Raw genomic sequence first — 14,475 nt, 5'->3', positions numbered from 1 at the left:
TCATATATACATACAGTTAAGTGAATAAATTATTCATTTAACTTAGCATTTCTTGGCTTAAACGTATTGATAAGGTTTCCTGCTAACATCAGTAGTGCACCGATAATTAGAGCGACTTCTATTTTTTCCCCATAAGCGACAGCTCCAACCACCGCTATTGCAGGAAGCCTTAGAAAGTCCATTGTGACAACAACGGTCGCATCTGCATACTTCATCGCTGAAGAGATACAATAATGAGCACTCAATGAGGTAACACCAATAATCCCTAGCCATCCCCATTGGTAATCCTGAGGCCACTGCCAGTCAGAAGCGGCTAGAGCTCCTGCAATAGGTAATTGAATTAAGCTCATGTAAAAGATAATGCTGAGAGGAGATTCTGTTTGGGATAAAGACTTGGTCGCGACATGGGCAAGGGAATATCCAACCGCTGCTGCCAACATAATCATGGTACCGTGGTTAATACTTTCAAACCCCGGTTGGACGATAACAACTACCCCAGCAAAGCCAAAAGCAATTGCCGCTATCTTTCTAACGGTTAGCTTCTCTTTCAATAGCAGAAAGGCTAATACTGCTGTCCATAAAGGGACGGTAAATTCTAACGCAAACACTTCTGCCAACGGCAGCAAAGCAATGGCAAGAAACCATCCATATTGCCCAGCAAGGTGAACCACATTACGAGATAAATGTAAAAACCAACGTTCTGTTTTTACCTCAGTCCAACGCCGAGTAAAAAACAAAATCGACAACACCACCAAAAGGCCTGTTGCACTGCGGAAGAATAAGACTTGAAAAGTATCGAGAGACGAAGACAACTCTCGAGCTGCTACTGCCATTAGACAAAATGACAGCAGCGCCCCTAGCATCCATGCTACGGCTTTATTAACCATGACTACCCTTGAGTGATTTAGTTTACAGCAGAGCTGTGCGCCGCGATCACTTTCAATTGGTTTTCTACTTGGAGCCACAAGCGAGTAAACATGAACGTACCGTTCGACTGTTGCCCATCAAACATGCCTTCCATATCAACCTTTGCATGCACGACTGCGCCATGATTTAGAGGCTTAATCGTCACTTGTGATGTATGGATGTTAGTAATGTCGATCAAACCTAGCTCATGAGCGGCAATGTCTTGTTGTTTGCTAATCACCTGTCCTGTATGACTGACAAACATGAGATCATCTGCCAATATCCCTTGTAATGCTTGAACATCAGATTCCAACATTGCGCGTTTTAATTCTAACTCTGCTAGCCTTACTTGCTCTATTTCCATCGACAAACTCCTTTCTCGTCTTAGCAATTTATCGAACTGTAATAGATATCAGACACTTGCTTGAACTCAAAATGATAGCTTTCGATCAACTTCTCATATTTATGTAACTTAAACTCGATGTTTTTCAGAGCCGGATTCTCAATCTGCTGTTGAATTGAGAATTCCACGTTGATCCAAACTTTAAAGGATGCATCTTCGCTCATAATATGGCTCAGCGTTGTCGAGTTTGGTTGCCAAAGTGTGCCCTGAGCATCCTTTAGCTCAAAATCAAACTCATGCCATTGTTGCTGATCGCTTAAACCATCAACCACAACCATAAAGCTTAGTGGCGAAGTAAAATCGTTATCTGGATATATTCGCACTTCATTCTGAGGCCAAACGCTCATCAGGCCATCTTCAGCCGCTTTGTGGTAACCACAACTCTGGCTTTTCACTTTAGTTTGGTTGTCGAATGGTATGGGTTGGTAATAACTCCGCTTAGTTGGGTAAACAACACAACCAACCTGAAAGCAAACCAGTAACAAGACAATCAACGGCTTCGATAATTTAATGTTCATAACTCTCTCCTTTCAATAAATTATGAACACTGTTTTATTATTTTTAAAGCTTACCTTACATGACCTTACAAATGGTTTTAGTTTCCTAAAACAACTTGCATCACTGTGCACCTTCCAGTTGCAGTTCTATCGATTTGCTCTCTACCAGTGTCCCTTCAATTTGGCATATCAACAGCTGCGTTTGTTGGTTATTCGCGCAAGCGACTTGCTCGCCATTTTGATCCCACATAGCACTTTTACCTGCGGTGTCCCATCCACCCGTTTGACCGATGTGGTTGGCGAGCATGACTGGCATTTGATAGCGCTGAGCCATGGTCGACAAAATTGCGCTATCCGACTCGTAACCGTTGGGTGAAATCAGCGCACTGGAAATATAAAGATCAGCTTCCGCGTCATGAGCATCTTTTGCATGCTCTGGTTCAGAAAAGTCAGCGCATATAGACAGGGCCAATTTGTAGCCATTCAAACGTAAAAAACCATTACTCAGCCCAGAACTTACATGGCTTTCTTCACCTGCATGCAGATACTGCTTCGAATAGAACTCGACTTCTCCGGTCGGCAAACATATCGCCATCGATATATATGGCTTACCAACGGGATTTTTTACTGGGCAACCGACCATGGCGATAATTTGCTTCGCCACAACAAGCTCTGACAATTGGCGAATTTCATCAGACCTTTTATCTAGTGCATTGGCGGAGGCATTTGCTAAGTCATATCCCGTTAAAGAGAGCTCAGGGAAAACCACCAAGTCAGCGCCATGTTCAGCGGCTTGTTGAATGGCTAAGATATGTTGCTTCAAATTATATTGAACATCGCTATCACGCACTGGGACTTGCGCTAAAGCGATTGAAACCTGATTTCTGTGCATCTGTTACTGCTCCTCAACGACAAGGCCTCGGCCAGTCTTTAGAAAATGAACCCAATCTGAGCGATTTCTCAGCTCGGCTTGTTGGATGGCTGAGCCAAAATCATAAGTGACTTTGTGTAAGCTAACCTGCCACCTAGCTTGGGCATCTTGATACAAAGTGGCGTAGCTCGCTTGACTACTGAATGTTTCCATTGAATGGATGCAAGGTTCATCATCGGTATAAGCAGGTAGGCCAACGCTACCCGGGTTAATGACTAACTGCCCTGTCGATAACTCTACACAGCGGGGAGTATGAGTATGTCCACAAAGGATAATAGGCGCTGAGCACCCGGAAAGAAGTTGAATGATCGCGGCATCATCTCGTAGTTGAGCTCTACCTGATTCAACCTCTTCCAACAGATAGATTAAGTCATCTTTCGGCGTGCCATGGCATGCGTAAATCTCGCCATCGATTCGGGCATCAAAAGGCAATGACTTCATCCAATCCAGAGGCTCCTGCCCCAAATCCTGCAATATAAACTGCATGGTAGGGTTGCCTTGTACTTCTTGCTCTGTCGATTGATAAATCTGGCGGTCTTGATTTCCTGAGATAGTGATGGCGTCTAATTGCTGCAAATATTCAAATGTTGCCCTTGGGGCGATTGGGCCATAAAGAATGTCGCCCAGATTAATAAAATGCGTCACACCTTGTTGCTTGGCGTGCTCTACAACGGCTTGCAAGGCGTACACATTACTGTGAATATCTGAAAGAACTGCGTATTTGGTCATTGCACTCGCTCCTTGAGTGGCGTTGTACGTAAATGCTCTTAACCCCTTGATAATATCAGTATTTATAAAATAAATGCACGCTATATTGCGTGCATTCTCAATAATTACTTCTGGTTAGCTCAATGCATATTGCAAACTCTTCACCCGACTAAACAGCACCCAATCGAGTAGCAGCATCGCCACGATGGTTAGCCCCGCTAAAGGAAAACAAACACCAGTCAGCACCACAGTAAACACTCCTGTACGCCACAGGCCATTGTGTTCAAAGCGAGGGGGAACGCCTAAGCGTTTTTGTCCACTCGGGCGACGTTGCCACCACATAATCACACCGGATATGGAAACAGCTATGAACAAAAGGCAAACCAATACATTTGCCCATTTGTTTACTGGCGTAATGTCACCGGTATGCAACGCAATTCCTGCAGCCATTGCTTTGGCCATTAGGTTGTAATCTTGCCAAGTCACATCCGCCAAAACTTGATGGCTATATTGGTCAATATGAGTGGTTCGATCTTGAGTAGGGTTGGTAATATCGCCGCTCATCGTATTAGCGGTAAAGGTAAACACACCCGTTTCTGAGCGAGGTAGATTCAATCGATAATCAGTAAAACCTAGTTGCTGGCCTTGCCTAACGATATGATCAATCTGAGAAGCAAATGAACGATTTGTCTCCATTGCCTCATGCCCCATATTTGCATGATCATGTGAGGCTGGAACAGGAGTTTGTTCCAAGTTCCAAGGCAACTCCTCTTCACTACCGTGATTTAAGTCCTTATGAGTTAAATTAGACAAAGGAACCTCATCCCACTTTTGTGCAGGAAAGCTGCTCCAAGCTTGCACCATTTTTCCTCCCCAAAAACCGGCCCATGCAAGCCCAGAGAGAACAAAGAAGAGCAAAACCAATGCGAATACGCCGCCAATATTAGCGTGGAGATCACGCAGCAATATTCGGCTTCCTTGACTGAATCGAAGCCTCAAAAAGCCTGACTTTGTTACATTGTCCGTCGGCAGCCACATATAGACACCTGTAACCAGTAAAAGAATAGAAAGGCTTGCTGCCACCTCAATCAAGTAATCTCCCATATCGCCAATTAACAGTGTGCCGTGAATATCGTTAGCTAACTGATACCAACTGTCACTGCGATCTATTTCACCTAGAACCTCTCCACTATACGGATTAACGGTCACAAACACGCTACTACCATCTTGATGACGAACGTTGAACCGATTGGCTAAATCAGCTTGCTTGGCAGGTATAAATTGAGTAACAGTACTGTCAGGAAATTGCTTTTCTACGGCCAACAATTGCTCAGATACCGCAGCAGCTTGCTCTCCAACATCAACACTAATGATAGATTGATAGCGAAACTGTTCGATCTCGTCATCAAACAACATGACGATACCGGTAAAACACAGCATCAACATGAATGGCACAACAAACAAGCCGGCATAAAAATGCCAGCGCCAAGTAAGAAAATAACGCGATTTTTTGATCGTTTTGTGCTCTGAACTGGAGCCAGTTGGAGCCATCTTTTTATTTATGCTCGACATGAACAAATCCTTTTTTAGACATAAGCCTCCTCCTTCGAATCAGAAGATGAAGCTTGCTTTGACTTTATATTTTTCTAATTTTTATTGGATTGATGACGAATACGGAGGAGCTCTAGGAAATGCACTCTTATATCGAGAAGAAAGAGTCAAAATTGTGGTCGAAAAGGCCGTGGAAAGCGTGACGACACGGTCAATAACCACAGGTGAAATACTACCTATTTCTAAATACGTGAAATGGCCAAAAGGACATGGTTTACCATGCGGCTTTATTGAGTGGCCTTCTTCTACCTGAACAAGCTCGAAGCCATTAATAGTACAAAGTGTCGCCCATACACCGGCACTTTGACCATGTGCATTAATAACAGGCATAGCAACAACTAACGACCAGCTCAACGCAGTCGCTAAGATAAAACTAGAATAGAGCCTTCGGGGCCATCTTATGGAATAATGAATTGGTTTTAACATTGCTTTCACTTATATGAAAAGCAAATATATAACCTTTTAATAACAAGAAAAGAGAAAGATCGTAAAATTTCTTATCTACGCACGCTTTTTATAAAACCCACCAACAGTCGAAGCGGATTGTTCGCTCATTAGAATATCGCTAGGGAACAAGAATAGCCGACTGTTTTCGGCCATATCCCCTCTAACTTGCCAAAATAGCCGACCATTCAAGAGGCTCTCAAACGCTAACCACCATTCCCCATGCACAATCAACAGTAACGGCTGGCCGCCCCGTTGAATACGAGCAATCAGTTCCAGAGAGGCATTAAGCCTTTGAGAAAATACTCGGCCAGATTCGCTGCCAACAATATTGAGGTTCGGCTGCTGGTAACGTTTATGATACGACTGCCATTGAACGTGCAGATGGGGCTTTTCATCGACGACCTCTCCTTGCAACACACCAAAACCTCGCTCTCTTAAAAGTGAAGAAACCACGATGTTCCCACCAGAACGACGTGCAACAAGCTCGGCGGTTTGGGTTGCTCTGCCAAGATCAGAGCACAAGATAGTGCCACCAGCTAAATTAGGCAGGTTCATTTCATACAGTTCCGCTATTGCAGCCTTGGTTAACGGGCTGTCTAAGTGACCTTGTATGCGGCTTTGCTCATTCCAACGCGTTCGACCATGACGCATGACCCAAATGTGCGCCATTAGTCCAACTCACCTAAAAACATCTTCGCGGTAAGTGAAGGGTTTGAAGCAAAATACCAATGAACATAACTGGCGATTAGGTTGTTAACCCTATATATCGCCTCACTAGGTCGACCATACTGGCTAACGCTTTGCTTCCAAGCCGACAAGGAGGTTGTCGTTTTCGAGTAATGGAAAGTGTGGCCTCTTAACACCTCGTCACTTGCCAGCTCTGCTTCAACGAGCCCTAATGCGGCTAACTTTGTTTGCATTTTGGAGTTGGCCTTTAAAGCCCCGCACATTTGCAAGCTTTTGCCATTCGTTGCTTCGATTGAATCTTGCAAGAACAGCATGCCACCGCATTCTGCGACCACTGGGATACCATTAGTGACAGCGTCACGCAGTATTTCGCGTAACTTGCAGTTATCATGTAATTTCTCTAAATGAAGTTCAGGGTAACCACCAACCAAATAAACCGCATCACACTCAGGCAAACTGTCCCCCGCGACAGGAGAGAAGTAACTCAGTTTTGCGCCCAACTGTTCTAAACAGTCAATGTTGGCTTGATAAAGGAAGCTAAACGCGCAGTCTTGCGCTATCGCAATAGTTTTGCCTTGTAATACCGGTTCGATTGAATGCACAGGTAGGTGCGAAAATACCGTTTCACGGGCGGGAAGCTGCCAATGTGCACCAATACTTTGCGCAGCACTTTCTAAACGCTGCTCAAGATCAGTGAGCTCTTGCGCTTGCACCAAACCTAGATGACGATCTGGAAACGAAAATTGTTCAGACTTAGGAAGATAGCTAAGCAATGGCGTGTCTGATGATACGCTTTGTTGCAGCATGTCAAAGTGCCTTGGTGACCCTACTCGATTAGCAAAACAAGCGGCGACTTCAACATCTTGGCGGAAGTTTGCTAAGCCATACACTATTGCACCAAAGGTTTGAGCCATTGCCCCAGCATCAACCACTACCATTACAGGAATACCGATTTTTGCAGCAATATCAGCGCTAGAGCATTGACCATCGAACATACCCATCACACCTTCGATCAGTATCAAATCTGCCTCTTGAGCGGCTTTGTATAGGAGTTGCTGACAGTGCTCTAAGCCACACATCCAAAAATCTAACTGATAAACAGGCGCACCACTCGCATGAGACAGAAACGCAGGGTCAATAAAATCTGGCCCTGTTTTGAACACGCGTACCTTTTTACCCTGATTTCGATAATATCGGGCAATCGCGGCCACAACGGTTGTTTTCCCTGCACCTGAGCTTGGCGCAGCGACCACCAATGCTGGGCATATCGCTTCATTCACCATCAAACGTCCTTATGTTCAATCATTTATATTCTATTGAAATCGTATTTAACGCACAGATAAGCCGCTCTAATTGCTCAGCATCAGCACATAAGCCAAATCTCAATGCATCTTGTTCGTCAGTTAAACGCACCAGAATGCTTTGTTGGCAAAGCGCTTGATACAACTCGGGAGATTTAGAGTGTTCTAACCGAATAAACAGACCAGCACTCGAGACAATACAGCCAGCAAACACAGACTGAATTCTCTCCAATTGCAGTTCGCTCGCGTATTTGATCTTACTTCTAGCTTGCTGCTGCCATTGTGAATCTTTTAAAGCTTGAGTAACCACCCAACGACTGGCTCCACAAATTGTCCAAGGGCCGAGTTCGCTTCTTAACTGTTCAAGCCAATTTTGATGAGCAGCCACAAACCCAACCCGCGATCCCGCAAGGCCAAAGAACTTACCAATCGAGCGCAGTACAATCACATTATGCGGTAACGCACTGCTCGCGACTTCGTCATGCTGCATTCGCGAGATCGAAATGAGGCGAGATGATTGATCTTGCTCATCCATAAACGCTTCATCAATCACTAATACCGCATGATTTGGTAAATGGCTTTCAACATAGTCCAACTGCTGAGGAGAAGCTAAGAACGTTGATGGGTTATTGGGGTTAATAATTAACACCGCATCACAAGATTGCAATTGTGCTTGGCTAGGTAAGGTTTGGTATTGCTCGATATGCCAGTATGACTTCTGCCATGCTTGGCGATGCTCTTGATACCCTCTTTCCGGTAATAGTACTGTACCCTTTCGGCCTAACTTATGTTCAATCACTCTTGGTAGTAATTGAATTGCCGCCTGAGAGCCCGCTACTGGCAGTAAATCCTGATAACCATAATACGCTTGCGCTGCTTGCAATAAGCCATCTTCCTCTTCAGGCAAGCGATGCCAAACATGCTGAGGAACATCACCGACTTGATAACTAAAAGGGCTAATACCGGTACTAAGGTCAAGCCATTGACTAGGTTGAGTGTTGTATTGCGCCGCGACTTGCTGCAAGCGGCCACCATGATGAAGCATAAAATCCTCGAATTAACGTAAACCTAGACTAACAATGCGATAGCCCAAATAATGACTAAGGCGAGCCAAACAGAACGTTCCAATAACCGACAAGCTCTTGGGATATCTTGAGGCGTGATCTTTTGCTCGCTTCCCATATTGGGTTTATCAATCCATTCGCCGTGATAGCAAACACGCCCACCTAAACGCACATTGAGTGCACCGGCACCCGCGCACATAGCGACACCGCCATTTGGGCTAGAGCAATATTGGGCTTGGGTTTTAACACAATCAATCGCGCGTTTGGTATCACCTAGTATTGCGTAACCAAAAGCCGTAATTCGCGCTGGAATAAAACCAAGCTTATCGTCTGTTTTTGCGGCGAAGCGGCCAAACGATAAATAACGCGGGTTCTTATACCCCCACATCGCATCTAAGGTATTCACTAACCTAAAAAGCACGGCGCCGGGTGCGCCAAAAAGCAGCCCCCAAAACAAGGTACCAATCACAGCGTCGTTACCATTTTCAAGTACAGACTCGACCGCTGCAATGGCGATCTGTTCGTCATCCATTTGCTGCGCGTCTCGGCTAACGATCATTTGTACTGCATGTCGCGCTTGGTTCATATCCCCCTGACTTAGCGGTGCATAAATCGCCATCGCATGCTGCTCTAAACTCTTACCACCTAAACACAAATAGATGATTGCAGCGTGTAGCAGCAATAACAGCCAAGGCCACAGGCCGGCATTAGCTAGCAATAAGAACAACCCGCCAACAACAATAACAATTGGCACTACAGCAATAAGCCACGCGAGGCGACCTTGCCAGTTTGGTGGGCAAGACAAAGCTCGACACCACTTCTCAACTCTGATCGCCCAATTGCCAAAGCCAATTAATGGATGGCATCGACTTGGTTCTCCTAACCATTTATCCAATAACAGTGCACAAGTTAACGCTAATGCTAACTGCCATAGGCTAAGCCCAAGTAACATCTTGCTGTCATCCCTATTGTTCTGATTCCACAACTGAGGCCTTGCGACACGCATGACTAAACGAAGCGTCATAAAGCTTAGAATCGGGGAAATCATTAATTGCCAACACTTTCGACACAATGATCATCGCCGTCGAACGTACATTCGCATCATGCAATTGCTGAGCGATATCGGCCAGTGTACCACGAAATATTCGTTGCTCAGGGTGAGAGGCTTTTTCAACGACGGCAACCGGCCATGTTGAAGGGTAAACTTCACTCAGTTCTCTTACGACTTTACGAATTAAAGTCGCACTTAAAAACAAACAAAGCGTCGCTTCATGAGAAGCAAGGCTTTTCAAGTTCTCTTTTTCAGGCACTGGAGTGCGCCCTGAAGCTCGGCTCAAAATGATGGTTTGGCAGTGCTCAGGTAACGTCAACTCTTGGCTCAATGCAGCCGCAGAGGCTTGAAACGAGCTAACACCGGGAATTACCTGCCAATCAATACCTAATGCTTTCAGTCGGCGCGTCTGCTCAGCTAAAGAGGAATAGATAGACAAGTCACCCGTTTGAACTCTTGCTACATCATCACCCCTGCTATGGGCATCTAAGTAAACTTGCGTAATTTCATCCAAATCCATTCCTGCGGAGTCTAAAACTAACGCATCAGGACGAGCGCGTTCAATTACCGCTTTTGGTACTAAGCTGCCGGTATACAGTACCACTGGGCACTGCTCGACCAACTTTGCTCCTTTGACGGTAATTAAATCCGGATCACCTGGCCCTGCTCCAATAAAGTACACGGTCATTTTAGTACCTCGCTCTCCACGGTTTTAACAGGCTCTGTCACCAAGGTTCTGCCCGGTCGCTGACCTTCTTTTACCGCGCCATCGTCTAAATCATATTTATGCTGATAGCCGCGCGGCGTCACAATCCAATTTTTGTAACGGTAGCTATTGCTGTTACCAACAATCACCGAAGCACTCATGGCAAACTCTAATTGAGTAAAGTCTTTCAAGGTTGTCAACTGCACCTTTTGTTCATCGCGATAAGCGCTATCAATCACCGCAACCGGAGTATCCGGCGAGCGATGTTTAAGCAAAATATCCTTGGCTATTTCGATTTGATTAACTCGCTTTTTAGAACGAGGGTTATAAAAGGTGATGACAAAGTCTGCGATTGCCGCCGCTTCGATGCGCTTTTCGATCACCTGCCAAGGTGTCAATAAATCGGATAACGAGATGGTGCAGCTATCATGTCCCATCGGCGCTCCGACCAAAGAAGCACAAGAAATTGCTGCGGTTACTCCGGGCACGACTTCAACGTTAAAATCCAGCGCTCTTTCCGCCATGATCTCAAACACCAATGGCGCCATAGCGTAAACACCCGAATCCCCCGAGCAAACTAGAGCAACGTTTTTACCTTGTTGAACTAATTCAATGGCTTCATCTGCACGTTGCCATTCTTTGGTCATTCCGCTGCGAATCACATCTTGATTATCTAGTAACGGACGAACCAATCTAACGTACAAACCATAACCTACTACAGCATCAACAGAGCGCACAACTTGCTGCGCTCGCTGAGTCATTTGCTCAATCGAACCGGGGCCTAAACCCACTAAATAAAGCGTTGCCATAGTCAAGTCACCCTTATGCTTGCTTATCGAGTTGAACGTCAAGCTGCATCAAGCCATGTTCAATTTGCTGTGTAATTAGGGTGTACAATGGCTCGAAGCCCAATAAATTAAAGGCTTCACCGTTTTCATCACGGGCTAGTGTCACATCAAATTCCGCTTCTAAGTGCTGCTGAATATCGTGTAGATCATTCATAAAATGGTTACCCGATGCCAGTAGCAACGGGATCACTTCAAGCTCAGGCCTATGATCATCAGCATAGCCAAGTTGTTGCTTCATCTTGAGCAGTTTTCTTTCCACCAACTTAAATGGCCATGCGCCTTCTAGTGAGCAAACCAGCGCATTGGAATCAAGCAGTTCAAGATAATCGCGAACGTAACCAATAGACTGATGTCCCGGGTTGTCCAAATATGGTGCTCCGTGGAATACGTACAGTTTAAGTGGCGCATGATCAAAACGAGTATCTAACTCATCAAGCAACTTACCCGTTTGCTGGCTTTGGTTAAATAAAGCAGGCGTATAAGCGTAATTGGCAAAACTAAATTGAGAGAACCCTTCTACTACCTTTTTGAGTTGAAGATGCTCATCAGTCGGGAATAGGTAGGCACTGACCACCAACACTTGTTTGTATCCAGAGAACTCTAAATCCGCCAACACTTGCGGCAGTGTCTTGAGTGACAATTGTGATTTCTTGATCACCATCTTAGAGCTTACCGCCATGTGTACATCACACTCTGGGTATTCTTGAGCTAAACGATCGGCGAGTTGTTGATAGCGCTGCTGAGCAACGACCGAGCCGAAACAACAAAGTACAATCGCGCATCCTTGCTGATAGTGTCTTAATCTTTTAATCATGCTGCCCTCCTTGGGGGCTGATATCGTGCATTAATAATGGCGAATCAGGATCGGCGAGCGCCGTCTTAAATTCCTGATGGCTAATGACTGGAGCTAGAAAATGAGAAGATAATTGCTGGCGAAGATCGATTCCTTGCGCCAACGATAAAAATAAATCGCACCACTGTTGATGGCTAAACTCTTCAATATTGCGTAACCAAAGAGCATGGTTTGGCCCTATTTGTTCGGCGTTGGCTCGTTCGTAAATCACCAATGTCGCCTTTTGTCGGCACGCACCAACGCACTGAGTACGAGAAACTTTGATTCTCTGCTCGCCAGAGTTCAACCCAACATGCTTCAATATGTCTCGCAGCGCGTGAGTCATCGCTTTGCTGCCTTTCTTGGCGCAGCGTCCACCTTCACACAGCATAATGTGAAAGCGATGATGCAGCATAGGGCGATTCAAATCTGGGTGCCTTGGTTTACACGCAAAGCCCTCAACCACCGGGTTGCCATAAGCATTTAACTTATCGGGTACAGGCGCGACTTCGCCATCTTTTTGTTTAATCAGTTTATTCTTAAACTTTTCACTGCGTAAGCTTTCACTGAACTCTCTGCGGCCGATTGCTAATGTGACGTTTTTTCCATCCTTGCAAAACTTTTGCTTAGCAACCACTAGTTGTGTGGTGTCACTTGATCGAAGCGCAGCCGCTTCGGCTACTGAGCAACTGCCTGTTACTTTTTTCACGTACTCCGATGGATGCAAGATACCCGGCTGAGTGTCTAATTGCTCAGCGGAATAGCAAATAAACTCAACACCAAGCTCTCGCGCATTGGAGACAATCCCTTGCTCATTGGCCTTGAGCTCGATGCTAGAGACGTTCTTTATCGCTGCACTGTGAATGTTGTATTGCTTCAATACCTCATGCAACGCTGCACCAATCACTGTATGTGGCGTATTTCTATCGCAACCTATCCCTATATGGATGCTATTAGGCACCCAGAAAACGGTTTTATCTTGCAAACCCAATTCGACCGCTTTCCTATATGGCTCAATCGAGTCTGAAACAATGATCACCCCAGCCCACTCTCGACCTGAAAGCGCCGCTAGGTCTTGGCTGTAACACAGATGTTTTGGCATTGCTTTATCATAAGGCCACCAAGTTAGATCGCCCGAATCTTGGTAAATCAAAACCGGCAAATCATTCACTACCGCTGCGGAAACTGTAGTCACGGCATGCTCACAACATGGAGCTAGATACCAACCAAACGGCGCACCCATCAAGTCAACCGACAAGGTTTGCTGAACGTCTGAAGCGGTGGTTAAAACAGCTTCACCACGAACGATTCGGGCTAAGCGCTTTGCCAACGCGTTACCACCGCCACGATGGCCACTCACTAATGGAATGACATGCCTTCCCGCTTCATCTAAACACAATACGGTTGGGTCACTACGTTTATCATCAAGTAAAGGAGCAATGGTTCGAACCGCAATACCACTCGCGCAAACAAATACGTGCGCTTCAAAATCAAGCCATTGCTGAGCAACCTGTTTGGCGATTGGCGGTTCCATTACCGTAACAGCATCATGTTCCACCGCTTTTGGCGCAGCAAACACTTGGCTGTAAGGTAGGCTTCTTGCCAAGACCTTCGCTTGTTTTAAGCCACCTTTTGTTAAGGCATAAATGGCGACCTTGTTATGGTTCAACCTCATTCCAGCACCGTTTCAATCTGCTGTTCAATGGGCTGTAAGCCACGAAGTGCGCCGCGCTGTTTGCGGATCGATAATTGAACCATTGAAAAATAACGATGTTCTTTAGGCACTTGCTGTAAACAAGAATAAACCGCCTGTTTATCTGTCGTCGCGTGAGAGACATATTGCGCATATTGGAGCAAATTGAGTTCTTTTAGGCGGTCAGTAAGCTTTTGCACCACACGGCCGACTTTAATAAAAATGATGGTATCAAACTGGGTTGAAAGTTCGGCAATGTGCTCTAAGCCATAGGTTGCAGGCACCACACAAAAGCGCTCTTTTCCATCCGCTAGAGGCTGTTGCGTCACACTCGGAACTGCAGTAATCGAGCTAACTCCGGGAACAACTTGAATACATGAACGAACATTCTCATCCATCTCTAGCAGCTCTTCTTGAATATAGCTCCATGTACTATAAACCGACGGATCTCCTTCAGTCACAAATGCAACACTCAGGCCTTGTTTTAAAAAACCGTAGATTTGCTGGGCGGCTTCTTGCCACGCCGGAACGGTCACTCCGCAATCACGGGTCATCGGGAAATGTAAAAAGCACCGCTTTGTTCCAATCTCCTGTTCACACACGCCAACACTGGCAAATGCTTGTTGAAGGATCTCCCATGCAAAGGAGTCTTGCTGACCTTTATTTCGCTCCGGTATCGCTAATACATCGCACTGTTGAATCAACCGCATTCCTTTTAAAGTCAATAGCTCACCATCTCCGGGGCCAAGACCAATTGAAAACAACTTAGCCTGAGTTAAGGCCATACTTT

Annotated in this window: 16 protein-coding genes; all 16 read right to left on the bottom strand. The window is 45.5% G+C overall.

The genetic code is table 11. The annotated features are described in order from the left end of the window. Nucleotides 1–29: 29 nt before the first annotated feature. The 16 genes from OH461_RS14570 to cobI all read right to left on the bottom strand — a co-directional run bounded on the left by OH461_RS14570 (nt 30) and on the right by cobI (nt 14,470). Nucleotides 30–887, bottom strand: coding sequence for a DMT family transporter (locus OH461_RS14570; RefSeq protein WP_270021299.1), 858 nt, complete (start codon nt 885–887; stop codon nt 30–32). A 17-nt stretch (nt 888–904) separates the two neighbouring features. After that, on the bottom strand, nt 905–1,270 hold the full coding sequence (locus OH461_RS14565) for a nuclear transport factor 2 family protein (protein WP_270021298.1): 366 nt from the start codon (nt 1,268–1,270) through the stop codon (nt 905–907). 20 nt (nt 1,271–1,290) lie between these two features. Next, a complete protein-coding gene (locus OH461_RS14560) occupies nt 1,291–1,827 on the bottom strand; it encodes a hypothetical protein (RefSeq protein ID WP_270021297.1) in 537 nt (178 codons plus the stop codon). A gap of 100 nt (nt 1,828–1,927) precedes the next feature. Continuing rightward, a complete protein-coding gene (locus tag OH461_RS14555; RefSeq protein ID WP_270021296.1) occupies nt 1,928–2,698 on the bottom strand; it encodes a carbon-nitrogen hydrolase family protein in 771 nt (256 codons plus the stop codon). 3 nt (nt 2,699–2,701) lie between these two features. Then, nucleotides 2,702–3,466, bottom strand: a complete 765-nt coding sequence (locus OH461_RS14550) for a metallophosphoesterase family protein (protein ID WP_270021295.1) — start codon at nt 3,464–3,466, stop codon at nt 2,702–2,704. Between the two features lie 114 nt (nt 3,467–3,580). Beyond that, the gene (locus OH461_RS14545; protein WP_443088464.1) at nt 3,581–5,017 is read right to left on the bottom strand and encodes a PepSY-associated TM helix domain-containing protein; all 1,437 of its coding nucleotides are present in this window, start codon (nt 5,015–5,017) and stop codon (nt 3,581–3,583) included. A gap of 81 nt (nt 5,018–5,098) precedes the next feature. Continuing rightward, nucleotides 5,099–5,482, bottom strand: a complete 384-nt coding sequence (locus OH461_RS14540) for a hypothetical protein (protein WP_270021294.1) — start codon at nt 5,480–5,482, stop codon at nt 5,099–5,101. 75 nt (nt 5,483–5,557) lie between these two features. After that, a complete protein-coding gene (locus tag OH461_RS14535; protein ID WP_270021293.1) occupies nt 5,558–6,172 on the bottom strand; it encodes a histidine phosphatase family protein in 615 nt (204 codons plus the stop codon). Beyond that, entirely contained in the window at nt 6,172–7,473 is a 1,302-nt protein-coding gene (locus OH461_RS14530) for a cobyrinate a,c-diamide synthase (protein WP_270021292.1), read from the bottom strand. Before OH461_RS14530 ends, OH461_RS14535 begins: the two co-directional genes overlap by 1 nt. 19 nt (nt 7,474–7,492) lie before the next feature. Beyond that, complete coding sequence (locus OH461_RS14525) at nt 7,493–8,536, bottom strand: threonine-phosphate decarboxylase (RefSeq protein ID WP_270021291.1); 1,044 nt, start codon at nt 8,534–8,536, stop codon at nt 7,493–7,495. A gap of 23 nt (nt 8,537–8,559) precedes the next feature. Continuing rightward, nucleotides 8,560–9,603 carry an adenosylcobinamide-phosphate synthase CbiB gene (cbiB, locus tag OH461_RS14520; protein ID WP_270021290.1) on the bottom strand — a complete coding sequence of 348 codons (1,044 nt, stop codon included), beginning with the start codon at nt 9,601–9,603 and terminating at the stop codon, nt 8,560–8,562. After that, the gene (gene cobM, locus OH461_RS14515) at nt 9,521–10,294 is read right to left on the bottom strand and encodes a precorrin-4 C(11)-methyltransferase (protein ID WP_270021289.1); all 774 of its coding nucleotides are present in this window, start codon (nt 10,292–10,294) and stop codon (nt 9,521–9,523) included. The genes cbiB and cobM overlap by 83 nt, the downstream gene beginning before the upstream one ends. Next, the gene (cobJ, locus tag OH461_RS14510; RefSeq protein WP_270021288.1) at nt 10,291–11,121 is read right to left on the bottom strand and encodes a precorrin-3B C(17)-methyltransferase; all 831 of its coding nucleotides are present in this window, start codon (nt 11,119–11,121) and stop codon (nt 10,291–10,293) included. The genes cobM and cobJ overlap by 4 nt, the downstream gene beginning before the upstream one ends. Before the next feature lie 13 nt (nt 11,122–11,134). After that, nucleotides 11,135–11,974: a sirohydrochlorin cobaltochelatase gene (locus OH461_RS14505; protein ID WP_270021287.1), complete on the bottom strand. Its 840-nt coding sequence runs from the start codon at nt 11,972–11,974 to the stop codon at nt 11,135–11,137. Further along, complete coding sequence (locus OH461_RS14500; protein WP_270021286.1) at nt 11,967–13,667, bottom strand: cobalamin biosynthesis protein; 1,701 nt, start codon at nt 13,665–13,667, stop codon at nt 11,967–11,969. Before OH461_RS14500 ends, OH461_RS14505 begins: the two co-directional genes overlap by 8 nt. Beyond that, nucleotides 13,664–14,470, bottom strand: coding sequence for a precorrin-2 C(20)-methyltransferase (gene cobI, locus OH461_RS14495; RefSeq protein ID WP_270021285.1), 807 nt, complete (start codon nt 14,468–14,470; stop codon nt 13,664–13,666). Before cobI ends, OH461_RS14500 begins: the two co-directional genes overlap by 4 nt. Nucleotides 14,471–14,475: the final 5 nt, after the last annotated feature.

This window comes from Vibrio sp. LaRot3 (assembly GCF_027587025.1).
Lineage (GTDB): Bacteria > Pseudomonadota > Gammaproteobacteria > Enterobacterales > Vibrionaceae > Vibrio.
The sequence above is the reverse complement of the archived record's forward strand: the minus strand, read 5'-3'. Positions and strand labels throughout refer to the sequence as shown.